Source organism: Streptomyces sp. NPDC028331 (assembly GCF_055565775.1).
The window spans coordinates 339,799-363,742 of the sequence record NZ_JBVHTR010000007.1 but is presented as its reverse complement, the minus strand read 5'-3'; the positions used below and the strand labels follow the sequence as shown (position 1 = coordinate 363,742).

Genomic DNA, 23,944 nt, shown 5'->3' with positions numbered 1-23,944 from the left:
TGGAGCGCTGCCGCCCGCCCGGAGCAAGCGGGGGGCAGTGACCAGTCCGGCGGCCTGCGGGTGCGCCGAACAGGTGCCGCCGGGACGTCAGCTGGGGCGAAGGAAGACTGGCGGGCACACAAAGATCAAACACTTGGTGTGAGCTGCGACATTGCCATCGAACGCGACGAGTCGTCACCCTGAGGCGCATAACGGACGTCAAGGAAAGCAGCTCCTCATGGCCGATCATGTGCACGTGCGACTCAGTCAGGGGCTGAGCGTGTCCGAAGCCGGGGAACTGATAGAGCACTCCCATTGCCGCTGCGGAGCCACCTTCACCAAAGTGTTCACCGCCAACGACGGGGAGCCGGAACAGCCACCCAGCTCCTGACTCGTAGCCCCGGCGGACGCACCCCGCCAGCGCCCCACCGTTCCCAGCCGGCTCCGCCGACGAGCACCAGGGCCGCTTGGATCGACCTTGTCAACAAGTTGCTCTTGGGCTATGCGGATAAGCAGTTCTTGAGCGTCAGGGCCTCCCACAGTGGCGGCCGTTGTCAAGGAGTGAAGGGAGAAGTGGAAGTGCTTGCGCATACCGGCGCGCTGGGCGATCCCGATCGGCTCACGCATCAGCTCGCGCATGCGACCGCACCTGCCGGACGCGCGTCCCCGGATGGTCCTGCTCAAGCAGTCAGACGCGAGCGAAGTCGCGCGGGCGGAACCGCCCGCTCTTCAGGTGCCTCTCGATGTCTTCGAGGCTGTGCCCGGTGAGCTCGGGCATCCGCCACCACACGAACAGCCACGCCGCGACGTTGAACATCCCGTAGATCCAGAACACCTGGCCCACACCGAAGATACTGATCATCGTCAGCAGTGTGAGCGTGATCAGCAGGTTCGTGCCCCACAGAGTGGCCGATTGCACGCTTGCGGCCGCCGCACGCACCGCCAGGGGGTAGATCTCGGAACCGGTCAGCCAGCCCATCAGCTGGAGCCCGCCAGCGTTGAAGAACATGAAGGTCAGCAGGCAAGCGACGATTGGTGGCACGTAGGCGCGGCCGGAGTGGCCGGTGACGAAGAAGGCGCCGAGCGCGAACAGGCTGAGCGCCGTGCCGGGCACCATCACCAGAGTCAGCCGGCGGCGACCGACCTTGTCGACGATGATCAGGCCGACCACCATCATGACGAGGTAGACCGTGCCCAGCGCCACGCTGACCCAGAGCGCGGTCGTCTTGGAGAAGCCGTTGTCGGTCAGGATGGTCGGAGCATAGTAGATGATCATTTCGATGCCGGACAGCTGGGTGAACAGGGCAATGCCGCAGCCGACTACCAAGGCCGGCCGTACCCATGGCTGCCGCAGCCCGCTCCAACCGCGGTTGCCTCTGCTGGTCCGCTGCTGGCGTCCCTCCAGAGCGACGATCTCTTCGAGCTCGGACGAGACGTCGTAGCCGTCGGGCCGCAACCTGTAGAGCACCTTCTGCGCCTCCTCCACACGACCGAGGCCGAACTTGAGCACCAACCACCGCGGGCTCTCGGGCAGGCGCAACTGCAGGAGAAGCATCACCAGTGCCGGTGCGGCGGCTGCGCCGATCGCCTCCCGCCAGGAGATCGCCTCGCTAGCACCCACGAGCGTCGCGATGACGATGCCGACACCGATGGCGAGTTGGAAGCAGAGCACCAGACGTCCACGGATCGACTTGGGGGCCAGCTCGGCAACGTACACGGGTACGGTCTGAGTGGCGCCGCCGACGGCGAAGCCGAGCAGCACCCGGGACAGGGCCAGAGCGACCGCAGTGGGTGCGAGTGAGCTGGCCAGGCTGCCGAGGACGAACACCACGCAGATCATCAGGATCGTGCGGTGTCGACCGACACGTTCGGACAGCAGGCTGCAGGCGAGGGAGCCGACCACGGCACCCAGGAGGATCGCGGCCGCGATCACCTCCTTCATGGTGTTTCCGATGTGGAACTCCTTGGCGATCTGGAGCAGCCCGCCGGAGATGACGCCTGTGTCGTAGCCGTACAGCATCCCGCTGATCGCGGATACCACTGCCGCCATCAGCATGCGCCCGTTCAGGGCACCGATCGGTGGCGCCTTGTCTTCAGCTCGGGTCACGGTTCCTCCAGGACGGTGAGTGGTCCTGGCCCGCGTGGCTCACTCGTTGGGCAGGACGGGTGGCACCGCACCCGTCCGTGGTGTCAGCGGCCGACTCGGTGTCATCGCCATGCTCTGCTCAACGGCGCCCGTCGGCCGCGCGACACGACCGAACCGGCGTGACTGTCCGGGGCACACCGCCGAATCGGCGGAGCCCTTGACGCGCTACGGCCATGATGAGGCCCGCGCGTGCGGCGCCGCGCTATTGGGCTTCGCTGGTCGGTTGCGGCTTGTAACAGCCGGTAGGGAGCACGGTTGCCGTCGCTCAGCATTGTGGATCGTCAACTCCAGGCCGGTCGAGTGCGGCCGCTCCCGCGAGACCGTCAAGCATTTCGACCTGGCCGGACGGGCCGAGAACGGTTACTGCGCGGGCCGCGGCCGCTGGGCGGCTGCCACTCGACCAGCACGATGGTCGCGTCGTCGCTGAGTTCGTTGTGCTGGTGGTGACGTACTCGGTGAAGCGCTCCAGGCCGAACTCCTCGCCGCCTTCGTCGCGTGATTCCACGACACCGCCGGTGTAGAGCAGTATCCGGTGGCCGGGTTCGAGGGCGGTCTGACGCACGGCCCGGCTCCGTCGGCCAGGTCGGCCGGCGTACCCAGCGGGGGTTCGGTGGGTCGCACCAGGGCGTTGTGGAGCGGGCGCTGACGGCGGATCAGCAAAGGGGCGGAAATGGCAGCAGTTACCGGTAGTCCGTTAAATCCGGCGGTGGCGTGGGTTGACGGCAGTTCGGCTTGGTCGTAGGCCGGTGGTAGGAGTCAACTGCCGTGCTGGGGACTGTAGATGACCGCTCGCCGTCCGTGTCCGTCTGCGCCGGGGCCGTTGGAGGAGTACGCGGCCCGGTTCGACGACCTCTTCTTCAGTCTGGCCGCATCCTGCTCCCCACGGTGATGGGGACAGCGGAGCCGGCGCCGCGGTGCGTGGGCGCCTCAGCCGGGCCCACCCAGCACGATCTTCCACACTCGGGTCGCCACCTGGAGATTCAGCCGGTCCTCGACGTTCGCGAGGTCGTGGCCGCTGATGTCGCGGATGCGCTGGAGCCGATAGCGCAGCGTGCTGCGGTGGATTGCGAGGGAGTCGGCGGTCTCGTCGTAATTGCCGCCGCAGTCGAAGTACCGGGACAGGGTCTCCACCATGGCCGCGTGGTGCCGGGAGTCGTAGTCGATGAGCTGCCCGAGCCACTCGTGGACGAACGTCTCCAGTTCCCGGTAATCGCTGCCAGGTCCCAGGATGCGGTAGAGGCCAAGCTCGTCGAAGAACGTCGTGCCGTAGTGCTCGCGGGAGTGGCGGCGCACTTCCAGGGCGCGCTGCGCCTCCTGGTAGCGGTGGGGGATGTCGTCCAGGCAGTCGCAACGGGCGCTCACCCCGATCGTCCCAGACCGTGTCCCGGTCTCCCGGGCGAGCGCCTCGTACAGCGCGCGGGCGTGCGGCCTGTTGTCGGCGACCAGGACCACGTGGTCGGAACGTCGGGTCAACAGCGAGCGCATGCCCACGGCAGAGGCCGCCCGGCCCACGGTCTGCGCAAAGGAGTCGTCCGCAGTCCGGTCCGACCACTGCACCACGACGACGTAGTGGCTGCGGCGCAGGTCGTGTCCGACTGCCTCGGACCGGGCGTAGGCGCTCGCTTCGTCAGTCCCCGCCAGGAGGTCGTCGACCAACTCGCGGTGCAGCCTCAGCTCCACTTCGGCCAGATTGCGCAGGTGCGCCAGTTCCAGAGCGAGCGACGTGGCGGCGTGTTCCAGGGCGAGCACGGTGTGCTCGTCGGCCTCGTCCCGGGCATCGACCAGGGCCAGCACGCCCAGGATCTCGCCGTGCGGGCGGACCAGGGTGATCAGACGGTCCTTTATCCGCACCGGCCCGACCTCTCGGGCGACGGCGTGCAGCATTTCGTCCTGGCGCACGGGGTCCGGTTCCGGATAGGGGTCGGGTCGGCTAGGGCCGGTCCAGGACCTCAGCCGACCGAAGCGGTCCTCGATCAGCGCGGGGAGTCCAGTGAGCCCGTGCAGTGCGCGGGTGATGGCTTCCTCGCCGCCGCCCGAGGCAGCGACGTCGGCCATGAGCGCGTGAACGGCCCGCTGGTACCTAAGCTCAACCGCGACGGAGATCAGCTGCCGCTGAAGGGAGGCGCGTTCCCCCCTTAGCCGGTGCAGTTCCAGCACGTCCTCGCGTTGGCGGCGGTGTGCGAAGGCTACTGACAGTGCAGCGGCGGTGTGCCGGACGAGCGTGACGAGCAGGGAGTACTCGGCCTCGGTAGGCCGGGAGCGGGACGTCACCACGAGGTAGCCGTGGAGCCTCTCAAGTCCGCGGAGCCCCAGGGCCCGGCCCCAGGGCCAGCCGGGTACGGTCACAGGGCCGTCTTGCCCGGCCAGCTCCCGCACCCTGCAGTCCACGGCCGGGGCATGGATCTCCCCGTTCCTCGGGCTGGGGACCAGATCGTCGTCCACCTTGAGGTATCCGGCCTCGGCGCTGTACGGCCCCGCGGCGGCTACGTAGTCCATGGCCAAGCGCAGGATCTCGCCTTCGTCCGGGGTGTCGAACAGGGCGCGGGAGAGCGCAACCAGTTCGCGCAGGTCATGGGCGGCTGGGGTGCGAGAGGGCACCCGGAACCCCCTGGGCGCGGCCGTGGGGCGCTGCCCGGCGCTGCCCCGCGGAGGGCTGCCCTCCCGGTCGGAGCGCCGGCGGTACAGGTTGTGCGCCCGACTGCCGACCATGGGATCACTCCGTTCTCTCCAATCCTACAGGGAGGCGAGCGGTGTTTCGCGTACCCGCTCACGGGCCGGCTTACCCGAGATATGTGGATCTTTTCTTTCGTACTCGTGGGGCGACCGGACCTGTGCATTCCTGACTCGCCAGGCGCAGGCGTTGAGCCACCCGGTTCGTCACCCTGGGGAGTGCTCGAGAATCTCCGTGTGCACCGGTAGGAACCTGGCGTGGGCCACCTGGTGCGGCCCCTGCCGCATGGTCAGCCCCGCGCCCTCGGACAGGTCGCCCGCGACCTCGCCGGACGGATCAAGCCCGTCAAGGTCGACATCAACAATATCCATGGGGCCGTCGGCGGCTTCGAGGTGCAGGCGGTGGCGACCCTCCTCGTCGTTTGGACCAGGGCAAGACGCTCGCCGGCAAGGTCGGCGCGGTACCTGCGCACGTCCTGCGTTCGTGGGTCGAGCAAGCGATGGCGGGCCAGCGAACCGCTGCAGGAGGGTGAACACGATGGACCGCCGCGGAAGACGAACTGCTCACTCAGATGAGCGGATCGCTCGAGTCCACGGTGGGCGGCGCCGCGTCCGCAGCCGCGTGGACCCCCACTCGCGGACGTCACAGAGACCGACGACGCCTTCGAGGTCGAGATCCAACTCCCTGGTGTCAAGAGCAAGGACATCGACATCGAGGCCAACGGACAGGACCTGGTGGTCACCGGAGAGATCAAGGAAAAGGAGCGCAAGGGCGTCCCGCACCGTGGCACCCGCCGGACCGGTGCCTTCGAGCACCGGCTGAGACTGCCCGGAGGGAGGACGCCGAGAACGTCACAGTGGCCGGTGTGCTCACGGTCACCGTCCCCAAGCCGGAGGTCACCAAGCCCCGTCACATCCGGATCACCGAGATCAACGAGAGCGGCGGTCATTGAGCCGAGGAGCCCGGCGGTGCGGGACAACGGTCCAGAACCGTCGGGCGCTTCGGGCACGAAAGGAGCCATGCGATGACCGAAACGGGTTTCTCCTCTTTCGACACCATGGTGGACAAAGCCAACCGGCTCCTCAGGGAAATCGAGGAGGCCAACGGCTGGCCCAAGGAACGCCGAAAGCAGTCGTACGCCGCACTGCGCGCCGTCCTGCACGGGCTACGGGACCGGCTCTCCGTCGACGGGGCCGCGCACTTCGGGGCGCAGCTCCCGACCCTGATCCGCGGCGTCTACTACGACGGATGGAAGCCGTCCGAGACACCAGTGAAGCTGAGCGGCGAGGAATTCCTCCAGCGCGTCCGGGACGACTTTCCCTACTCGGTCGGCGGCGGCATCGAACGAGTCGTTCGCACCGTGCTGGAGGCTCTGGAACGCCACGTCAGCGAAGGCGAGTGGGACCACCTCAAATCCGGTCTTCCGAACTCGCTGGCCTCCGTATTGCCGTAGCCGGTCGACGGCACCCGAACCGCCGACCAGGAAAGAGGGTGTGCCACGGGGCACAAGAAAGTTCGCGGCTCCGGACAAGGTCAAGACAGAGCTGAATTCGGTGACCCGAACACCAGCCCGCCTGCGAGCTCAAGGTCGACATCGACCGGCGCCGGCGTTCGCGCACCAGTTTCGGGCGATGGTCGTGCCGACCCTGGTCCTGTTCGACATGGGAATGGAGGAAACCATCGTGGGGCGTGGCTGAGCAGCCACCGCACGCCAGGCGGCACGCGGGAAACGCAGGTCACCCTGTCGTGCAGTCCTTCCAGCCAGGAGAGGACTGACGCTGGTGCTACGTCCACGAGGCCCTGGTCTGATGAGCACGGCCGAGCACAGGCATGGTGCGATCCGCGAGACACTGGACCGGTGCGGGGCGTTCCCGCGTCTGACACCGGAGCAGCTCCAGGACCTGACCGGGCACGGTGAGCGCCGCAGGACCACCGAGGGCGAGGTGCTGCACCGCGAGCGCGAGCCGTTCCAGGAGTTCCTAGCGATCCTCAGCGGGACCGTGACACTGCACGGACTCGGCAAGTTCCCGGGTGAATTCGGGCTGCTGGGCAAGGCGGCGTTCGATACCGCCGTGGTGCGCGAGGTGGGCAAGATCGTGGCCGTACCGGTGGAGTGGCAGCGCGCTCTGGCGGCCGCGTCCTGTCCTCGGCGACGTGATCCTCCGCGCTCACCTGGGCCGCAGGTATCTGCTCATCGGTCTCGGTGACGGCTTCCGGACCCTGTGCTCGTGTTAATCACCGGACACGCTGCGGCTACGTAAGTACGCCGCTCGCAACCGGCTGCCCCATCGCTGGGTGGATCTGGAGGAGGCAAAGAGGCGGAGGCGCTGCCGCGTCGATTGGCCATCCGTCCCGAGGAGACTCCTGTAGGCGCGCAGCCCGATGAGCGGGAGAGTTCGGCGTTTCTCGGATTGCGCAGCACCCGCTCGCCCTTCCAGATGCCCCTCGCCGAAGGCCGGGCGGTGGGACGTAATGGTGGTAGGTGCGGGCCCCACGGGACTTGCCGCCGCCGTGTGCGGTGCCTGCGCCAGCCTGACCACGGTGACCGTCGCCCCCGTGGCAACCGGAGGCCAGGCCGGCATCTCGTCCCGCATCGAGAACTACCTTGGCTTCCCCTCGGGCGTCTCCGGGGGCGAGCTCACCGAACGCGCGGTACTCAAGGCCCACAAGTTCGGTGCCCACCTCATGGTGCCGCCCAGGTCAGCGGGCTCACCCCGCAGGACGACGAGTACGAGGTCACCTTCACAGACGGGTTCCGGATCCGGGCGGGCCCGTGGTGCTCGGCTCGGGCGTGTGGTGCGCGCTCGCTCGCGGTGCCCGGCATCGACCGTCTGGAGGGCATCAGCGTCTAGCGGCGACGGTCCACGATGCCAGTCTCTGCCGGGCGGATCCGGTCGCCGTGGTCGGCGGCGGGAACTCCGCCGGGCAGGCGGCGCTGTTCCTGCGAACCACGCGTCCAGGGTCCACATCCTCGTCCGGGGCAATGACCTCGGTGCGGACACGGAAGTCCGGGCCTAATAAGCTGAGTTATTTGGCTTGTTCGGTAGTCTTCGGGTGTGGGGATCGGTGAGCCGCTGGTGCCGGATGAACTCCCCGGTCGGCGATGGCACTGGCCGTGATTCCATGGAATCCGCCTCATAACACCTGACAGGCATGGCCAAAAGCCAGCCACGGACCAGAGGCCAGCCACGTCCGCCGGGCCCTCGAATGCAGTACCGGGCAGCGCACATGCCGCGCAACCGCTTCTTCCAGCCTCCCACCAGCCAGGTGGATGTCAAACAAGCGCTGCGAGCGATTCTCATGGCGTGCGCGCAGCCGTATTCGGGCGCGGGGATGTCCGACGCTAGATGTTCTGGAACTCGTTCGGCAGTTGCAACATCACGTCCTGGAACTCCGTGCCGGGGCGGGGACGGCCTCTCCCAGAGTCATGAAAAGCGCCGCAACGCCCCTGCGCGCCACGGCCTCATCGGCGCCCGCACGCTCACTCACTCACTCACTCACCGGACGAACTCGGCAACGCCGAATTTCTGGGCGACATCCTCCGGTGGGACCAGGGGCGGGGCGATCTCGGCGGGCAGGACGCCGGCCAAGTGCCTGGCCTCGCCGCCGGTGATCCGCTCGGCCAGCGTCAGCATCGTGGCCCCGCTCAGCTCCTTAGCCTGCCCCTAGGGCACGTGGGCCCGCCCAGCTGACGAGCCGGACAAATTCGTCGCTGTCCTTGGCGCCTCCAATCCTGCAACCCATCACAGGTACCGCGCATGAACTGCCCCAAACGGCGATCGAAATGCCGACGCGGACCTCGCGGCCGGTGCCGAAAGCGCGGGTCACTGCCCGCCTTCTTCACCTTCCTCGGTAAAGGGGCGCACCGCGTCTAGCAGGACCCTCAACGCACCGGTGAGCATCCCGACCTCGGCCACGCGCTGGGCGTACGGGTCCTGCGGGTGCTGCCGCTCGGCCTGCTCGGTGGCGTTCGCCAGGATCTGCTCGGCGGCCTGAGCCGCGGTGCGCAGGGCGGCACGTTCGATATTGCCGGGCATTGTGATCTCCCCTGGATTCGGGCGTCGGGCACAGGATTTTCCGGAATGCTTCAACATCGCCAGCAGCCGGTTTTGCCGGGAATGCCACAGATAGGGCACGAGTACGAAGTACCTCGGGGCAAAAACTGAGGAGGAGATATGTCTTCCACAAGCGTACGGGACGTGCTGGACGCGCTGCAGGACGTCGACTTCCCTGCCGGCAAAGAGGAACTGGTCAAGGCCGCCGAGAATGCCGGAGCGCCCGAGGAAGTGGTCAAGGCGCTTCACGCCGTTCCCCCGGACGAGTACGGCAACCGGGATAATGGCCAGGTCGGTGCGCGTCGACCCGGCATCCGACCTGGACCTGAGCGCGACGCAGCGCGCGGAGCAGGCCCGGCACAGCGGCCGCCCCGGCCAATCGCAGCACCTGCGTGACGTCCCCCAAGCCGTCGGTCCAGGACGAACTCGACCAGTCCTGATCCGCCCCGCACGGCATGCAGACACCGGAACGCCCCATGGACAGCGAATCGAACACATTCGCCGCCGCCTGACTTCGGGTGCCGGACCGCCCAGGGACGGGTACGTCGCGCTCAGGCGCCGTGCGCGTCCCGGACGCCGAGTTCGTCGATGTGCCCCAGCAGGTCGAGGGGGTCGGCGTACACCCGGAACGCCTGGGCCCGCTCCAGTTCGTCCTGCCCGTATCCTCCGGACAGCAACCCCACTCCGAGTGCCTCCGCCCGCCGCGCAGCCAGCAGATCCCACACGCTGTCTCCGACGACGACACAGTCGCGGGCGGGAATTCCGAGTCGCGCCGCGCCCTCCAGGAACAGATCGGGGTCAGGTTTGGCGCGGCTGACTTCCTCGCGGGTGACCGTCGGCACGTCAGGCGGCACGGCGAGTCTGGCGAGCATGGGTGCGGCGTCGTCCCGGCGGGCGCTGGTGGCGATCGTCCAGGGGACGCCGCAGTCCGTCAGCGTCCGGAGAAGCTCAGCGGCCCCGGGCAGCGGCCGGATGGCGTTCGTCCAGCCTTCGAAGTGGCGGTGATGGGCGTTCTGCAGTTCATCGGCCTCCTTCGGCGTCAGCCGTACGCCGGTCTCGCGCATCATGGCCTGGACGAGCAGGCCACCGCTCATCCCGATCCTCCGGTGGATCCGCCAGATCGCAAGGCCGATGCCCATCTCGCTCAACGCCTGCTGCCAGGCGATGACGTGCTGGTAGACGCTGTCGACGAGTGTCCCGTCCAGGTCGAAGACGAACGCCGCGGGCCTTGTGGCCGTACCGTCGGACATCTTCCACATCCCTCCCGTCAGCGGCCGGCGCGGGCCGGCCGGGTATAGGCACCGGAGGACAGCCGCTGCGCCCGGGACTCCTCGACCGTGTCCTTCAGAGCGGTGCGGAAGCGGCCAAGGCCCCAGGCGCGCCCCCTGACGGCCTGTTCAAGCGCCTGTCGGCCGAGCGGCCCGTACCGTTCGAGTGCCGGCGCCACCTCGTCGATCTCCTCCTTGTGCGACCGGTCGGCCATGACGGCCGTGCGGCTGGTCGGACCACCGGGGCCGGCCACCCCCGGGGCGTACGGCGGACCGCCGGGACCTGGCCGGTACCGGCGGGCACCGCCCGCTCGTGCTCAGTCCGAGGGAGCCGCCGTTGCCGAAGGCCACCCGCCAGCCGACGTCCGCGGGAAACCAGGCGGTGTTCAGCAGGACGAAGCGCCGAGGCTCCGTACGGCGGCCCCGACCCAGTAGCTGCCGTTGATGGTCAGGCTGACCCGTCCGTCGGTTGCGGGCCGGGATGAACTCACCGGGGCCGGCATCGGCGTGAGTACTCGGCCGTCGACGAATGCCATGCTGCGCGCTGGCTATGCGATCGGCATCGGTGCACGGTGACCAAATCGCGCGGTCGGAATCGACCCAGCGGGCTGAGTCACCGCGGACGAGCGGGCGGTTCTCGGAAGGTCGGCAATGCACGGCGCATGGGTCAGGAATCCGGCCTCTCGCGAGACGGCACCGGAGCAGTTGGGTGCGGTGTTCGAACTGTCGACGCGCGCCACTTTGATGTTCGAGTCCGCCGGGGAGGACGATGTCGTCGCCCTCGGCGGCGAGGCGGCGCTCGCCCATCAGGTGGCGCGGCTGCTGCCCTTCCACTGGACCTGGCCCAACCGGGTCGCAGAGGAGATGTCGCAGATCATGGACCACGTCGGTGACCAGCGCGAGCTGATAGCCTGGCTGGACCGGCACCCCGGCCTGCCACGGCTGGTGGCCCGCCTGTACGTCTTCATGGGCCTCCTCGACAAGTACAGCGCGGTGCCCGCGGTCGTGACCGCGATGCGTGAGTACCGGGAGCGGACACCGTATCCGCCGGGCCTGGAGCCCTACTTGGTGCCCGCCACCGATGACGACACGCTCGCGAGCATTGCTTTTCCAGGTCGAGGAACTGCTCCTTCCAGGTCGAGGAACTGCTCGGCGAGGAGCGGACTCGGGAGGCCGTCGAACTGGCCCTGGCCACTGCGGCATGGCTGCAGCAGATCGCGCCCCGCGCGCGGGAACTCACTCCTGACGTCGGCGACTTGAACGAGCTGATGGGGCAGGCTCGACAGGATATCCGGGCGGCAGCAGCCGACATCTGAACACGACTGTCGATAGGGCGGTAAACGGCATGACGGTGAAACTGAACGCGAGGGCGTTCAACCACGCAAAGAAACTGACCGAAGAGGGCCGGATCGTCCTGGACGACCGGGACGAGTGGAGCGAGCACCAGCCTTCGGCAGCGGACGAAAATGGCTACCTCGAGGAGCACGGATTCAACGAATACGCCAGGTGGTACCTGGGCATCGACGACGAGATGGGAGAGGAGACCAAGGGCCGGTACAAGTTCCCCTACGGCGATTTCGAGCGCGTCCACCGCTGCGGTGTGCTCTCTGCCGAGGTACGCGCCGGACAGCAGAAATACGCGGACATCGAGAACGCCGCCGCGCACCTGCACGGACTGCTGGACGGCAGGCGGGCCGGGAACCGGTGACAGCGCCGGAAAAAGTGCACCCACACCCGGCCCCCGGCGACGGGGCGTCCAGTGCCGCTAGGCGTCGTCGCCCCGCTCGCCCTCCGCCTGGGATGGCTCGCTCCGGGGGACGTCGGGGTGCTGTTCCGTTGCGGTACGCTCGCCCGTCTCGTCCCGCTCGCCCTCGGCCTGCGAGGGCGTGCGCGAGTACCAGGCGTCGTAATCAGGGGCTCCGGATTTCATGACGGGCCTCCTTCGTCGCTCACGTCCATCCTCCTCTCTCAGGCCGTGGAGGAACCGTCTGCGGCCTCAGCGTGCGAACGGCAATCCAGCATCGTCCAGAGAGGCGATCCGCGGCCGGACAGCGCCCGCACCATCGGCCGTTTGCCAGGTCGTCGGCACCGACGCTGTCCAGCGCTGGTTCCTCACACAGGGAGAATGCGAATGCATCAACATGGCTTCGGATGGCGAGTGGGTGCGAGGCTGCTGAGGCCGTAGTGTCCGATGCGTGCTGTGCGACCGGTGAGGCCACGTCCCCCGTCCGTTTCGTTCGACTCGCTCCTGTCTGATCCCTACGCGCCCCCGGTTGAGGCCGTTTGCGCCCTGGGGGCAAGTGATGCCCGACGGTACTACCGCAACATGAAGCGACATCGCCCGTATCCGAGCGACCTGTCCGATGCCCGCTGGGAGTTGATCGGACCCACGCTCACCGCCTGGCGGGCCGAGCGAAGAGGCAAGGATCTGGACATCGGCCGCCTGCCCGAGCACGACCTGCGCCGCATCATGGACGCCATCCTCTACGTCGACCGCACCGGGATCCCCTGGCGCTACCTGCCGCACGACTTCCCGCCGTGGGAGACGGTCTACGGCTACTTCGCCGCCTGGCAGGAGGAAGGCGTCTTCGGCCAGCTCAACGGCCTTCTGCGGCGCCTCGTGCGCGAGGCCGAGGGCCAGGTCGCCGAGCCGAGCGCATGCGTGCTGGACGCGCAGAGCATCAAGACCTCTGCCAACGTGCACGCAGCCGACCAGGCGATCGACGCCGGCAAGAAAATCGCAGGCCGCAAGCGCCACCACGGTGTCGACGCCTCGGAATGCTCCTGGCAGTCCGGGTGACCGCCGCCAGCGTCTCCGACAACGCCGGCGGCATCCACCTGCACTCACAGATCGCCGCGACAAGCCCTCGCGCGACCAAGGCGTGGGCCGACCCCGGCTATCACACCAAGGCCATCGACCACGGCGCCCGCCCTGCATCGATGTCGAAGTCGTCCAGCGCGACCCCGGAGTCAAAGGCTTCAAGGTGATTCCCCGGTGCTGGGTGGTCGAGCGGACCTTCGGGCGGCTCATGCACCAGCGCCGCCTCACCCGCGACTACGAAACCCACCCCCACCGCTCCGAAGCCATGATCCACGTCGCAATGACCGACCTCATAAGCCGACGCCTCACCCACGAGACCACCCCGAACTGGCGCGACACCTGATCGGCCTCGGCACCCTCCCGGTCCCCGCCTACCCCCGCAGGACCTCGACGCGTTCTTCCAGGAGGTCAACGCAGTCACGGAGATCTGGCGAACTGCTGCTGGCGCAGGTGCTGCCGCGGCCGCCCGCTCGTGACACCGGCCGCTACGCCGGATCCCCGACCGCCATGCCGCTGGCCGTGCAGCACGCCCCGGACGCCGGTGGGCAGTACGAAGCTGTCGTACCAGTCGCCGCCGACCTCGGCTGCTTCACTGCAGGCGGGGGTTGTAGCGAACGGCGAGCTGTAGGTGGTCCGGTTGCGGGAGCCGGGGCAGCAGATGAGCAAGCGGTGCACGGTGGAGGTGGGCCCGCTGGGCCCACCTCCACCCCGCGGGCCGGTCAGCCGGGACGGTCGCCTCCGTACGGCCGCCGGTCCGCAGCGTCGCGCTGCCGCGTCGAATGTCGCCATGCCCAGGGACAGGATCGCCGCGGTGCGCCGTACCAGCCTGGAGAGGAGGAAGGAGTCCTGCGTCCCGGGTGGGAACCAGGACGACACCGCCAGGCGCAGATGGCCCCGGGAGAATATCCGGCGCGGTACGGCCCGAGGGCAGCGACCTGCACAGGGCAAGACCGAGGTCTCGCGCTCGTCCGCGCCGTCGAAGGTGTGTGGCACAGTGCCATCAGCCCGTGAGGTGCGCCCCGAGCGGGGCGGCCGTTCGGGTGGGGCCGTTCCGCTGCTCGTCCGCGGGCACGGTGGTGTCCCGGGTGCCGCCCGCCTCTTGAGCGTCGAAGCGGGGGGAAAGTCCCTTGCGTCGGAACATCCGTGAGCCCCGCTACCTCAGGCCGGGCCGAACCGTGAGGTATCCCGCCGCGAATCCGAATCGTCGTCCCGCCTCCTGTCCTCGCAGACCGACCGCCGGTGCCGCTTTTCGACCCGCTGGGCGCAGGCGGGGTGACCCGGCGAACAGCCACTCTGGGCGTGTCGGGACCGCTCGGCGGTCCGCTGGCGGAAGGAGTGGCGATGACCGAGCAGGCCCACAGGGCCGTTGCCTCGTACGCGACGTACCAGGAAGCCGAACGTGCCGTCGATCACCTCGCCGACCAGGGCTTTCCCGTTCAGAAGGTGGCGATCATCGGTCGGGACATGCGCCTGGTCGAACAGGTGATCGGTCGAATGGGGTACGGCGAGGCCGCCCTCCACGGCGCAGCCACCGGAGCGCTGCCCGGCGTACTCGTCGGCTGGATCTTCGGGCTGCTGAACTGGCTGAATCCGGTCGTCTCCGGTCTGCTCCTCGCCCTGTACGGGCTGATCTTCGGAGCGGTCGTCGGTGCGCTGCTCGGCGTGCTGTTGCACGCGGCTCAGGGCGGCCGCCGGGACTTCGCCTCGGTCCGCTCGATGGAGCCCAGCCGGTACGACGTCGTGGTGGACGAGGACGTCGCCGATGAGGCCGTCCGGCTGGTCGCCGGGCTGGGCAGCGGGGCCGGCGCGAACACGGAGAGCGTCTCCTCCAGGGGCGGCCGCCCGCGGAGCGACCCCGCCCCCAGCTGAACGAGTTTCGAAGCCGGGTGGACAGGGCCCGGAGGATGAACGGTCGCCGACGGAGGTCGACCGCCGCGGAAGGAGTTCCTCATGGCCAAGGCAGTGGGCATCGACCTGGGCACCACCAACTCGGTGATCGCCGTGTGGGAGGGCGGCGAGCCGTCCGTCGTGCCCAACAGCGAGGGCAACCGCACGACACCGTCCGTAGTGGCCTTCACCGACACCGGGGAACGTCTGGTGGGCCAGCTGGCCCGGCGCCAGGCGATCCTCAACCCCAAGGGCACCATCTACTCGGCCAAGCGGTTCATCGGCCGGCATTTCGACGAGATCTCCGACGAGGCCAGGGCGGTGGCGTACGACGTCGTCGAGGGCGACGGCGGGGCGGCCCGTTTCAAGGTGCGCGACAAGCAGTACGCGCCTGAGGAGATCAGCGCCCAGGTGCTGCGGAAACTCGCCGACGACGCTTCCAAGCAGCTGGGGGAGCGGGTCACCGAGGCGGTCATCACGGTGCCCGCCTACTTCAATGACGCTCAGCGCACCGCCACCAAGGACGCCGGACGGATCGCGGGACTGGAGGTGCTGCGGATCATCAACGAGCCGACGGCGGCTGCCCTCGCGTACGGCATGGACAAGAAGCAGCACGAGACCGTCCTCGTCTTCGACCTGGGCGGCGGCACCTTCGACGTGAGCATCCTCGACGTGGGCGATGGCGTTGTGGAGGTGCGCTCCACCGCCGGGGACAGCCACCTGGGCGGCGACGACTTCGACCGGCGTCTGGTGGATTACCTCGCGGACGACTTCCAGAAGGAGAACGGCATCGACCTGCGCAAGGACCCGCAGGCGCTGCAACGTCTGTTCGAGGCGGCGGAGAAGGCCAAGACCGAGCTCAGTTCGGTGACGCAGACGCAGGTGAGCCTGCCGTTCATCACCGCCGACGCGTCGGGCCCCAAGCATCTCACCGACTCGATCATGCGGTCCACGTTCGAGCAGATCACCAGCGACCTGGTGGAGCGGTGCCTGGGACCGGTCGAGCAGGCCATGGCCGACGCCAAGGTCGGCGAGAGCGACATCGACGAGGTCATCCTCGTCGGCGGTTCCACACGTATCCCGGCGGTTCAGGCCCTCGTGCGTCGGCTGACCGGCGGCAAGGAACCCAACATGAGCGTCAATCCCGATGAGGTCGTGGCCCTGGGCGCCGCGATCCAGGCCGGGGTGCTCAAGGGCGAGGTCAAGGACGTTCTGCTGCTCGACGTCACACCCCTGTCGCTGGGTGTGGAGACACGCGGTGGCGTGATGACGAAGATCATCGAGCGGAACACCACCATCCCCGTCCGTCGTACCGAAACCTTCTCCACCGCCGAGGACAACCAGCCCGCCGTCGACATCGTCGTCCTCCAGGGCGAGCGCGAACGGGCCGCTGACAACCGGGTGCTCGGCCGGTTCCAGCTCACCGACATCCGCCCGGCGCCGCGGGGCGAACCGCAGATCGAGGTCACCTTCGACATCGACGCCAACGGCATCCTCAACGTCAAGGCACGTGACCGGGACACCGGCAAGGAACAGGGCATCACCATCAGCGAGAGCTCCAACCTGGACCGCAGTGAGGTCGAACGCATGGTCCAGGAGGCCGAGCGCAACCGAGGCCAGGACCAGGCACTCCGCGAGGCCGTCGACGCCCGTAACGAGCTCGACGCCGTGGCCTACCAGGTCGAGAAGCGACTCGCTGAACTGGGCGACGCAGCGCCCGCGCACGAGAAGGCACGCGCTGAGATGCTCGTGTCCGACGCCCGGGCGGCGGTTAAGGAAGAGGCGGGTGTGGAGCGCGTGCGGCCCCTGACCTCCGAACTCCAGCAGGTGCTCGCCGGGCTGGCGGCCCATCAGGGCGCCGCTACCACAGGCGGTCCCGGCCAGGACACCACCGGGGGCGGCGCGACCGGTGGCCCGGGCGGCGGCGGTGACGACGACGTCATCGATGCCGAGTTCGACAAGGACTGAGGCGCGCCATGTCCAGCCGTCCGCAGGAACCCGACCGGGCCGCGTCGGAGCCGGTCGAACCAGTCCCGGAAGGCGCCGTACGCCCTCCTCGTGGGGATTTGCCGCAACCGGGTCCGCCGCTCCGGCCGGAAGCGGCGAACGACGAACCGGGACCCGACGCCGCCGGCCCCGCGCCTGCCGAGGACGAGTACACGACAGCGATCCAGGAACTGGAGGACCGCTGGCGGCGCGCGCTCGCCGACCTCGACAACCTTCGCAAGCGCCACGCCAGGGAACTGGAGCGGGAGCGGACGGTCGAGCGTTCCCGCACGGCGGCCGCCTTCCTGCCCGTCCTGGACAACCTCGAGCTCGCTCTGACCCATGCCGGCGCCGATCCGGGTGCGATCGTGGAGGGCGTCCGGGCGGTCCGCGACCAGGCGGTGAACGTCCTCGAACTGCTCGGCTACCCGCGGCACGCGGAGACCGGCGTCGCCTTCGACCCGGCCCGGCACGAGGTGGTCGGCGTCGTCCAGGACCCCGACGCCTCACCGGGAACCGTCGTCGAGGTGTTGCGCCCCGGCTACGGGGACGGCGAACGGCAGCTCAGGCCCGCCGCCGTGACGGTCGCGAAGCGGGAGTGACCGGTCATGGCACGGGACTTCTACGAGGTGCTGGGCGTGTCGCGGACCGCGAGCCAGGACGAGATCCAGCAGGCCTATCGCAAGCTCGCCCGCAAGTACCACCCCGACGTCAACAAGGACCCCGGGGCGGAGGAGCGTTTCAAGGACCTCAACGAGGCATACAGCGTCCTGTCGGACCCGAAGACCCGGGCCCGTTACGACCGCTTCGGCGAGGACTTCCGCAAGATCCCCGAGGACTTCGATGAACGGGTCGCGGCCGGAGCGGGCGGCGGCTTCCGCGCTCGGAGGACCGCGGGCGCGGGCGGCCCCCGTGTCCGGTACACCACCGGCTTCGGCGGCGACTTCGGGGCGGAGGGTATCGACATCGAGGACCTGCTCGGCTCCATGTTCGGAGCCGGCGCCGCCCGAGGCGGCGTGCCCGGAGCGGACCAGGAGGCCGAACTGCCGCTCACCGTCGAGGAGGCGTACCGAGGCGGCCGTCGCACCGTCACGCTCACCGGTCCCACGGGGCAGCCGCGGCGGTACGAGGTCGACGTGCCGCCGGGTGTCATCGACGGGCAGCGCATCCGGCTGGCGGGTGAGGGCGGCCGGGGCAGTGGTGACGCCCCCGCGGGCGACCTGTACCTGCGGGTGCGTATCCAGCCCCACCCCCGGTTCCGGCTGGACGGCCGCGACGTGCACGTACAGGTCCCGGTCGCCCCCTGGGAGGCGGCCCTGGGCGCGACCGTGCCGGTGCCCACCCCCAGCGGCGGCACGGCCAAGGTGACGGTGCCCGCGGGCTCGTCCAGCGGCCGGCGGCTGCGGCTGCGCGGCGAAGGCATGCCGAACCCGCGAGGTGCGAACGGCGACCTGTACGCCGAACTCCGTGTCATGGTGCCGCCCGCCCTCGGCGACCGGGAGCGCGAACTGTTCGAGGAGCTCGCCGCCACCTCCTCGTTCGACCCCAGGAGGACGCAATGAACGACCGACCCGCGGGAGCGGGAGGCATCGGCCGGGCCGGCGTGGGTGACCGTCCGGTACGGGCGGGCGCCGACGTCACCGCCTCGGCGGCTGTCCGGTACGCGCTCGTGCCTGTCCCCAGGCTCTCGCTGAACGCCGTGGCCCGTCGCTCGGGCCTCCACCCCGATCTGATCCGCCGGTTCGTCGCCCTCGGCCTGGTCGACGCCGAGCGCGACGCCGCGGGGCACTTGGTGTTCGACCCCACGGCCCCGGCGGTCCTCGCCCGCATCCAGCGGCTGCGCTCCGGACTCTGCCTCAACTACGCATCCATCGGCCTGGTGCTGGACCTGCTCGACCGCATCAGCCTGCTCGAAGCCGCCCTGCGCCGCGCCGGCACGAGGAGTGAAACACCCCCATGGACATGAACCGTCTCACCCAGAAGTCCCAGGAAGCCCTCCAGGCGGCCCAGACCGCGGCCGTCCGCATGGGGCAGACCGAGGTCGACGGGGAACACCTGCTGCTCGCGCTTCTCGATCAGGAGAACGGTCTGATCCCGCGGTTGCTGCAACAGGCCGGCACCGAGCCGAAGGAGCTGCGCGCTGCCGTGCGCGAGGAACTCTCCCGCCGCCCGAAGGTCACCGGCCCCGGCGCGGCACCCGGCCAGGTCTTCGTCACTCAGCGCCTCGCCCGCCTGCTCGATGCCGCCGAACGGGAGGCCAAACGCCTCAAGGACGAGTACGTGTCCGTGGAGCACCTCCTGCTCGCCCTGGCCGAGGAGGGCTCGGCGACCGCCGCCGGACGCCTGCTCAAACAGGCCGGCATCACCAGGGACTCGTTCCTGAGCGCGCTCACCCAGGTCCGCGGCAACCAGCGCGTCACCTCCGCCAACCCCGAAGTGGCCTACGAGGCTCTCGAGAAGTACGGCCGCGACCTCGTCCTCGAGGCTCGGTCCGGGCGGCTGGACCCGGTCATCGGCCGGGACGCCGAGATCCGCCGCGTCACCCAGATCCTCAGCCGCAAGACCAAGAACAACCCCGTCCTCATCGGCGACCCCGGCGTCGGCAAGACCGCCATCGTCGAGGGCCTCGCCCAGCGCATCGTCCGCGGCGACGTGCCCGAAGGACTCCGCGACAAGACGGTGTTCGCCCTCGACATGGGCTCCCTGGTCGCCGGCGCCAAGTACCGCGGCGAGTTCGAGGAACGCCTCAAGGCCGTGCTGTCCGAGGTGAAGGCCGCCCAAGGGCGCATCCTGCTCTTCGTCGACGAACTGCACACCGTCGTAGGCGCGGGCGCCGCCGAAGGGGCCATGGACGCGGGCAACATGCTCAAGCCGATGCTCGCCCGCGGCGAACTCCACATGATCGGCGCCACCACCCTCGACGAGTACCGCAAGCACATCGAGAAGGACGCCGCCCTCGAACGCCGCTTCCAGCAGGTCCTGGTCGACGAGCCGAGCGTGGAGGACACCATCTCCATCCTGCGCGGACTGCGCGAACGCCTCGAGGTCTTCCACGGCGTGAAGATCCAGGACACCGCACTGGTCTCCGCGGCCACCCTCAGTCACCGCTACATCACCGACCGGTTCCTGCCCGACAAGGCCATCGACCTCGTCGACGAGGCGTGCGCCCGGCTGCGTACCGAGATCGACTCGATGCCCGCCGAACTCGACGAGATCACCCGCCGCGTCACCCGCCTGGAGATCGAGGAAGCGGCCCTGTCCAAGGAGACCGACCCCGCCAGCAAAGCCCGACTGGAGGAACTGCGCAAGGAACTGGCCGACCTGCGCGGCGAGGCCGACGCCAAACGTGCTCAGTGGGAGGCCGAACGGCAGGCCATCCGCCGCGTGCAGGAGCTGCGCCAGGAACTGGAGCAGGTCCGCCACGAAGCCGAGGAGGCCGAACGCGCCTACGACCTCAACCGCGCCGCCGAACTCCGCTACGGCCGCCTCCAGGACCTGGAGCGCCGGCTGAAGGCCGAGGAGGAGCAACTGGCCACCAAACAAGGGCAGAACCGGCTGCTGCGCGAGGTCGTCACCGAGGAGGAGATCGCCGAGATCGTCGCCGCCTGGACCGGCATCCCCGTCGCCCGTCTCCAGGAGGGCGAACGCGAGAAGCTGCTGCGCCTCGACGAGATCCTGCGCGAGCGGGTCATCGGCCAGGACGAGGCCGTCAAGCTCGTCGCCGACGCCATCATCCGCGCCCGCTCCGGCATCCGCGACCCACGCCGCCCCATCGGCTCGTTCATCTTCCTCGGCCCCACCGGCGTCGGGAAGACCGAACTGGCCAAGACCCTCGCCCGGGCCCTGTTCGACTCCGAGGAGAATATGGTCCGCCTCGACATGAGCGAGTACCAGGAGCGTCACACCGTCAGCCGGCTCATGGGCGCACCGCCCGGATACGTCGGCTACGAGGAAGGCGGCCAGCTCACCGAGGCCGTACGCCGCAAGCCGTACTCGGTTGTGCTGTTCGACGAGATCGAGAAGGCGCACACCGATGTCTTCAACACCCTGCTGCAGATCCTCGATGACGGCCGCATCACCGACGCTCAGGGCCGCACGGTCGACTTCCGCAACACTGTGATCATCATGACGTCCAACATCGGCTCCGAGCACCTCCTCGACGGCGCCACCGCCGAGGGTGAGATCAAGCCCGACGCCCGCGCCCTGGTGATGGGCGAGCTGCGCGGGCACTTCCGCCCGGAGTTCCTCAACCGCGTCGACGACATCGTGCTGTTCAAGCCGCTCGGTGAGCGGCAGATCGAGCGCATCGTGGAGCTGCAGTTCGACGAACTGCGCCGCCGCCTCGCCGAACGTCGCATCACCGTCGAACTCACCGATGCTGCCCGGGAAGTGATCGCCCACCAGGGCTACGACCCGGTGTACGGGGCCCGGCCACTGCGCCGCTATATCTCCCACGAGGTCGAGACGCTGGTCGGGCGGTCCCTGCTGCGCGGCGACGTCCAGGACGGCGCGACGGTCCGCGTCGACGCCGAACACGGAGAGCTGGTGGTCACCTACGCCCAGCCCGACGACGTGAAGGGAGCGCGGGCGGCATGAGCACGATGCAGGCGACAACCGTCAGTTGTCCGAACTGCGGGCGCACCAACCGGGTGCCCGCAGCCGCGGAGGGCCGACCCAAGTGCGGCCACTGCAAGCAGCCCCTACGGTGGATGGTGGACGCGGGCGACGACGACTTCACCGAGGTCGCCGAGCGGGCCGACGTCCCCGTCGTGGTCGACCTGTGGGCCACCTGGTGCGGCCCCTGCCGCATGGTGAGCCCCGCGCTGGAGAAGGTAGCCGACGATCTCGCGGGAACGATCAAGCTGGTCAAGGTCGACATCGACAAGAACCCGCGCCTGGCGCGGCGGTTCGAGGTCCAGGCGGTACCGACGCTGCTGGTCCTCGACAAAGGACAGACCATCGCCCGGCAGTCGGGTGCCGCACCTGCCCCTGCCCTACGGCGGTGGGTGGAGCAGTCGATCGCGGGCCGCGAACCGTCCGGGAAAGGGTGATCGGCCATGACCGTACGGACCGACCCCCACCTCGCCCTGGTACGCCCCGTCACCCCGCGTGCCCCGGGGTGCGAGGAGTGCCTGGCCACGCATTCCCCCTGGGTCCACCTCAGGCTCTGCCTGACCTGCGGCCACGTCGGCTGCTGCGATTCCTCGCCGAACCGGCACGCCCGCCGTCACGCCGCCGCCGACGGCCATCCGATCGTGGCGTCGCTGGAGCCCGGCGAGGACTGGCGGTGGTGCTTCGTCCATGAGGCGTTCGTGTGATGCCCGGCGACGAGACGCGGCCCGGCGCAGCGCCTGTGCCGGACGAGGCGGAGGAGAGCGTCCCCTTCGAGACGCCCGACATCTTCGGCGCCTATCCCCGCCTGTCGGACGACCAGATGGCCCGCCTGGCGCAGCACGGCCGGCGGCACGCCGTCGACGCCGGTGACGTGCTGATCCGGGAGGGGCAGCGGTGCGAGACGTTCTACGTCGTCCTCAGTGGTTCGGTCGCCATCGTCGAGGGCTACGGCACGCCCGATGAACACCTGCTACGCGTGCACGGCCCCGGCCGCTTCATCGGCGAACTCGGCCTCCTGAACGGACAGGTGGCCTTCTACGCCGCCGTGGTCAGGGACCCCGGCGAGATCCTCGCCCTGTCCGTGGACCAGCTGCGTGACCTGGTGACCCGGGACTCCACCCTTGGTGATGTGGTGTTGCGCGCCTGCCTGGGCCGCCGTGCTCTGCTCGTCGGGCAGGGCGCCGGTTTCCGCATCATCGGCTCGCGCTATTCACCCGACACTCGGCGGCTGCGCGAGTTCGCCGCCCGCAACCGGCTGCCGCACCGTTGGATCGATCTGGAGACGGACGAGGAGGCCGAGGCGCTGCTGCGCCGCTTCGCGGTCGGTCCGGAGCAGACGCCGCTGGTGATCTGGCGGGACACGACCTTGCTGCGCAATCCGAGCAACGCCGAACTGGCCCGGTTCATCGGCCTGCCGCCCCTGCCGTCGGGCAACGGCCACGGCGATCTCCTGATCGTCGGCTCCGGTCCGGCCGGTCTCGCCGCCGCGGTGAACGCCGCCTCGGAGGGCCTCGGCACGACCGTGGTCGAGGCGATGGCCACCGGTGGCCAGGCCGGGACGTCCTCCCGCATCGACAACTGCTTCGGCTTCCCCTCCGGCATCTCCGGCGCCGAACTCACCGAGCGCGCTGTGCTCCAGGCGGGCAAGTTCGGCGCCCGGATCAGCGTCCCAGCGGAGGCGGCCCGGCTCGAACCGCGGGGCGGCCACTACGCCGTCAGCTTCGCCGACGGCAGCGAGATCACCGCCCGTACCGTCGTCCTGGCAACCGGCGCCCGCTACCGCCGCCTACATGTGCCCGGCATCGAACCGTTGGAGGGCGCGAGCGTCCACTACTCTGCGACCCTCTACGAGGCCCAGCAGTGCCGTACCGAGCCGGTGGCGGTGGTCGGCGGCGGCAACTCCGCAGGCCAGGCTGTGCTCTTCTTGGCCGGGTACGCACCGCAGGTGTATCTGCTCGTCCGTGGGCCGAGCCTCGAGGCGCACATGTCCCGCTACCTGATCGATCAGATCGAGCGCCACCCGCGGGTGCGCGTGCTGCTGCGCACCGAGGTGACCGAGGCACTCGGCGACAAGGCGCTGGAGGCGGTCACCGTGGTCGACCACCGTGCGGGCGAGCACCGCCACCTCGCGGTGCGGGCCCTGTTCGTCTTCACCGGCGCAGACCCTCACACCGAGTGGCTGTCCGGCGCGCTCGCCCTCGACGCGCGCGGCTACGTGCTCACCGGCGCGGAGGCGCAGGCGTGCTCCGTTCCCGGACTGTGGCAGAGTCAGGGCCGCGACTGCCTGACGTTGGAGACCAGCCTGCCTGGCGTCTTCGCCGCCGGCGACGTCCGCAGCGGCTCGGTGAAGCGTGTGGCCTCCGCGGTCGGAGAAGGCGCGATGAGTATCCACTTCGTGCACCGCTACCTGGGCCACACGGCCGCGCCCGGTGGCACCGACAGCTCCCCGCACACACGTCCGAAGGAGTCCGCTTGGCTTGGATGACACCCAGCGGGCGAGGAGATCACGAGAAGGAG

At 69.3% G+C, this 23,944-nt stretch carries 22 protein-coding genes and 5 pseudogenes; 18 read left to right on the top strand and 9 right to left on the bottom strand.

The window, feature by feature from the left end:
• Positions 1-667 precede the first annotated feature (667 nt).
• A complete protein-coding gene (locus ACZ4SW_RS13640) occupies positions 668-2,086 on the bottom strand; it encodes a sugar porter family MFS transporter (RefSeq protein ID WP_453134656.1) in 1,419 nt (472 codons plus the stop codon).
• Positions 2,087-2,396: 310 nt separating this feature from the next.
• Here ACZ4SW_RS13640 and ACZ4SW_RS13635 point away from each other — a divergent pair.
• A pseudogene (locus ACZ4SW_RS13635) lies at positions 2,397-2,510 on the top strand (IS982 family transposase); the annotation flags it as partial.
• 99 nt (positions 2,511-2,609) lie between these two features.
• Here the strand turns inward: ACZ4SW_RS13635 and ACZ4SW_RS13630 are convergent.
• Positions 2,610-2,687: pseudogene (locus tag ACZ4SW_RS13630) on the bottom strand (hypothetical protein); the annotation flags it as partial.
• A gap of 365 nt (positions 2,688-3,052) precedes the next feature.
• The gene (locus ACZ4SW_RS13625) at positions 3,053-4,834 is read right to left on the bottom strand and encodes a PucR family transcriptional regulator (RefSeq protein ID WP_468241935.1); all 1,782 of its coding nucleotides are present in this window, start codon (positions 4,832-4,834) and stop codon (positions 3,053-3,055) included.
• Positions 4,835-5,054: 220 nt separating this feature from the next.
• On the opposite strand from ACZ4SW_RS13625, the pseudogene ACZ4SW_RS13620 reads away from it, so the two are divergent.
• The 4 genes and pseudogenes from ACZ4SW_RS13620 to ACZ4SW_RS13605 form a co-directional block, all read left to right on the top strand.
• A pseudogene (locus ACZ4SW_RS13620) lies at positions 5,055-5,328 on the top strand (thioredoxin family protein); the annotation flags it as partial.
• A gap of 142 nt (positions 5,329-5,470) precedes the next feature.
• Positions 5,471-5,572: pseudogene (locus tag ACZ4SW_RS13615) on the top strand (Hsp20 family protein); the annotation flags it as partial.
• Positions 5,573-5,820: 248 nt separating this feature from the next.
• Positions 5,821-6,249, top strand: a complete 429-nt coding sequence (locus tag ACZ4SW_RS13610) for a DUF2267 domain-containing protein (protein WP_263233541.1) — start codon at positions 5,821-5,823, stop codon at positions 6,247-6,249.
• A gap of 355 nt (positions 6,250-6,604) precedes the next feature.
• Positions 6,605-7,003 carry a cyclic nucleotide-binding domain-containing protein gene (locus tag ACZ4SW_RS13605; protein WP_263233542.1) on the top strand — a complete coding sequence of 133 codons (399 nt, stop codon included), beginning with the start codon at positions 6,605-6,607 and terminating at the stop codon, positions 7,001-7,003.
• 1,290 nt (positions 7,004-8,293) lie between these two features.
• On the opposite strand, the gene ACZ4SW_RS13600 is transcribed toward ACZ4SW_RS13605, so the two are convergent.
• Positions 8,294-8,446: a DUF2267 domain-containing protein gene (locus tag ACZ4SW_RS13600; protein WP_355330965.1), complete on the bottom strand. Its 153-nt coding sequence runs from the start codon at positions 8,444-8,446 to the stop codon at positions 8,294-8,296.
• 174 nt (positions 8,447-8,620) lie between these two features.
• Complete coding sequence (locus ACZ4SW_RS13595) at positions 8,621-9,100, bottom strand: hypothetical protein (RefSeq protein WP_263235075.1); 480 nt, start codon at positions 9,098-9,100, stop codon at positions 8,621-8,623.
• Here ACZ4SW_RS13595 and ACZ4SW_RS13590 point away from each other — a divergent pair.
• Complete coding sequence (locus tag ACZ4SW_RS13590; RefSeq protein ID WP_263234989.1) at positions 8,996-9,247, top strand: DUF2795 domain-containing protein; 252 nt, start codon at positions 8,996-8,998, stop codon at positions 9,245-9,247. The genes ACZ4SW_RS13595 and ACZ4SW_RS13590 overlap by 105 nt on opposite strands.
• A gap of 155 nt (positions 9,248-9,402) precedes the next feature.
• Here the strand turns inward: ACZ4SW_RS13590 and ACZ4SW_RS13585 are convergent, their stop codons facing one another.
• Entirely contained in the window at positions 9,403-10,101 is a 699-nt protein-coding gene (locus ACZ4SW_RS13585; protein ID WP_263233545.1) for an HAD family hydrolase, read from the bottom strand.
• 17 nt (positions 10,102-10,118) lie between these two features.
• A complete protein-coding gene (locus tag ACZ4SW_RS13580) occupies positions 10,119-10,373 on the bottom strand; it encodes a hypothetical protein (protein ID WP_263233546.1) in 255 nt (84 codons plus the stop codon).
• A gap of 397 nt (positions 10,374-10,770) precedes the next feature.
• Between ACZ4SW_RS13580 and ACZ4SW_RS13575 the strand changes: the two genes are divergently transcribed.
• Positions 10,771-11,379 carry a hypothetical protein gene (locus tag ACZ4SW_RS13575; RefSeq protein WP_263233547.1) on the top strand — a complete coding sequence of 203 codons (609 nt, stop codon included), beginning with the start codon at positions 10,771-10,773 and terminating at the stop codon, positions 11,377-11,379.
• A gap of 85 nt (positions 11,380-11,464) precedes the next feature.
• On the top strand, positions 11,465-11,827 hold the full coding sequence (locus ACZ4SW_RS13570; RefSeq protein ID WP_263233548.1) for a hypothetical protein: 363 nt from the start codon (positions 11,465-11,467) through the stop codon (positions 11,825-11,827).
• Positions 11,828-11,884: 57 nt separating this feature from the next.
• On the opposite strand, the gene ACZ4SW_RS13565 is transcribed toward ACZ4SW_RS13570, so the two are convergent.
• Positions 11,885-12,049 carry a hypothetical protein gene (locus ACZ4SW_RS13565; protein WP_176986079.1) on the bottom strand — a complete coding sequence of 55 codons (165 nt, stop codon included), beginning with the start codon at positions 12,047-12,049 and terminating at the stop codon, positions 11,885-11,887.
• Positions 12,050-12,445: 396 nt separating this feature from the next.
• Here ACZ4SW_RS13565 and ACZ4SW_RS13560 point away from each other — a divergent pair.
• Positions 12,446-13,283, top strand: a pseudogene (locus ACZ4SW_RS13560) (IS5 family transposase).
• A 74-nt stretch (positions 13,284-13,357) separates the two neighbouring features.
• Here ACZ4SW_RS13560 and ACZ4SW_RS13555 read toward each other — a convergent pair.
• A complete protein-coding gene (locus ACZ4SW_RS13555) occupies positions 13,358-13,606 on the bottom strand; it encodes a hypothetical protein (protein WP_468241931.1) in 249 nt (82 codons plus the stop codon).
• Between the two features lie 675 nt (positions 13,607-14,281).
• Here ACZ4SW_RS13555 and ACZ4SW_RS13550 point away from each other — a divergent pair.
• From ACZ4SW_RS13550 to ACZ4SW_RS13510, 9 genes are all read left to right on the top strand, one after another.
• The gene (locus ACZ4SW_RS13550) at positions 14,282-14,809 is read left to right on the top strand and encodes a YflT domain-containing protein (protein ID WP_468241929.1); all 528 of its coding nucleotides are present in this window, start codon (positions 14,282-14,284) and stop codon (positions 14,807-14,809) included.
• An 81-nt stretch (positions 14,810-14,890) separates the two neighbouring features.
• The gene (dnaK, locus tag ACZ4SW_RS13545) at positions 14,891-16,795 is read left to right on the top strand and encodes a molecular chaperone DnaK (protein ID WP_468241927.1); all 1,905 of its coding nucleotides are present in this window, start codon (positions 14,891-14,893) and stop codon (positions 16,793-16,795) included.
• An 8-nt stretch (positions 16,796-16,803) separates the two neighbouring features.
• Positions 16,804-17,415 carry a nucleotide exchange factor GrpE gene (locus tag ACZ4SW_RS13540; protein ID WP_263233553.1) on the top strand — a complete coding sequence of 204 codons (612 nt, stop codon included), beginning with the start codon at positions 16,804-16,806 and terminating at the stop codon, positions 17,413-17,415.
• 6 nt (positions 17,416-17,421) lie between these two features.
• A complete protein-coding gene (locus ACZ4SW_RS13535) occupies positions 17,422-18,375 on the top strand; it encodes a J domain-containing protein (protein ID WP_263233554.1) in 954 nt (317 codons plus the stop codon).
• Complete coding sequence (locus ACZ4SW_RS13530) at positions 18,372-18,779, top strand: chaperone modulator CbpM (RefSeq protein WP_351548999.1); 408 nt, start codon at positions 18,372-18,374, stop codon at positions 18,777-18,779. Before ACZ4SW_RS13535 ends, ACZ4SW_RS13530 begins: the two co-directional genes overlap by 4 nt.
• Positions 18,770-21,409 carry an ATP-dependent chaperone ClpB gene (gene clpB / locus ACZ4SW_RS13525; protein WP_468241924.1) on the top strand — a complete coding sequence of 880 codons (2,640 nt, stop codon included), beginning with the start codon at positions 18,770-18,772 and terminating at the stop codon, positions 21,407-21,409. The genes ACZ4SW_RS13530 and clpB overlap by 10 nt, the downstream gene beginning before the upstream one ends.
• Positions 21,406-21,864: a thioredoxin gene (gene trxA / locus ACZ4SW_RS13520; protein WP_263233557.1), complete on the top strand. Its 459-nt coding sequence runs from the start codon at positions 21,406-21,408 to the stop codon at positions 21,862-21,864. The genes clpB and trxA overlap by 4 nt, the downstream gene beginning before the upstream one ends.
• Positions 21,865-21,870: 6 nt before the next feature.
• Positions 21,871-22,131 (top strand): UBP-type zinc finger domain-containing protein, encoded by a 261-nt coding sequence (locus ACZ4SW_RS13515; RefSeq protein ID WP_263233558.1) that lies wholly within the window; start codon positions 21,871-21,873, stop codon positions 22,129-22,131.
• Positions 22,131-23,912: an FAD-dependent oxidoreductase gene (locus ACZ4SW_RS13510; RefSeq protein WP_263233559.1), complete on the top strand. Its 1,782-nt coding sequence runs from the start codon at positions 22,131-22,133 to the stop codon at positions 23,910-23,912. Before ACZ4SW_RS13515 ends, ACZ4SW_RS13510 begins: the two co-directional genes overlap by 1 nt.
• Positions 23,913-23,944 lie beyond the last annotated feature (32 nt).

Coding starts and splice junctions, on each gene's coding strand:
- ACZ4SW_RS13625 (WP_468241935.1), bottom strand. CDS start 4,834: ATGGTCGGCAGTCGGGCGCACAACCTGTACCGCCGGCGCTCCGACCGG.
- ACZ4SW_RS13570 (WP_263233548.1), top strand. CDS start 11,465: ATGACGGTGAAACTGAACGCGAGGGCGTTCAACCACGCAAAGAAACTG.
- ACZ4SW_RS13575 (WP_263233547.1), top strand. CDS start 10,771: ATGCACGGCGCATGGGTCAGGAATCCGGCCTCTCGCGAGACGGCACCG.
- ACZ4SW_RS13605 (WP_263233542.1), top strand. CDS start 6,605: ATGAGCACGGCCGAGCACAGGCATGGTGCGATCCGCGAGACACTGGAC.
- ACZ4SW_RS13530 (WP_351548999.1), top strand. CDS start 18,372: ATGAACGACCGACCCGCGGGAGCGGGAGGCATCGGCCGGGCCGGCGTG.
- trxA (WP_263233557.1), top strand. CDS start 21,406: ATGAGCACGATGCAGGCGACAACCGTCAGTTGTCCGAACTGCGGGCGC.
- ACZ4SW_RS13515 (WP_263233558.1), top strand. CDS start 21,871: ATGACCGTACGGACCGACCCCCACCTCGCCCTGGTACGCCCCGTCACC.
- dnaK (WP_468241927.1), top strand. CDS start 14,891: ATGGCCAAGGCAGTGGGCATCGACCTGGGCACCACCAACTCGGTGATC.
- ACZ4SW_RS13535 (WP_263233554.1), top strand. CDS start 17,422: ATGGCACGGGACTTCTACGAGGTGCTGGGCGTGTCGCGGACCGCGAGC.
- ACZ4SW_RS13610 (WP_263233541.1), top strand. CDS start 5,821: ATGACCGAAACGGGTTTCTCCTCTTTCGACACCATGGTGGACAAAGCC.
- ACZ4SW_RS13550 (WP_468241929.1), top strand. CDS start 14,282: ATGACCGAGCAGGCCCACAGGGCCGTTGCCTCGTACGCGACGTACCAG.
- ACZ4SW_RS13540 (WP_263233553.1), top strand. CDS start 16,804: ATGTCCAGCCGTCCGCAGGAACCCGACCGGGCCGCGTCGGAGCCGGTC.
- ACZ4SW_RS13585 (WP_263233545.1), bottom strand. CDS start 10,101: ATGTCCGACGGTACGGCCACAAGGCCCGCGGCGTTCGTCTTCGACCTG.
- clpB (WP_468241924.1), top strand. CDS start 18,770: ATGGACATGAACCGTCTCACCCAGAAGTCCCAGGAAGCCCTCCAGGCG.
- ACZ4SW_RS13565 (WP_176986079.1), bottom strand. CDS start 12,049: ATGAAATCCGGAGCCCCTGATTACGACGCCTGGTACTCGCGCACGCCC.
- ACZ4SW_RS13510 (WP_263233559.1), top strand. CDS start 22,131: ATGCCCGGCGACGAGACGCGGCCCGGCGCAGCGCCTGTGCCGGACGAG.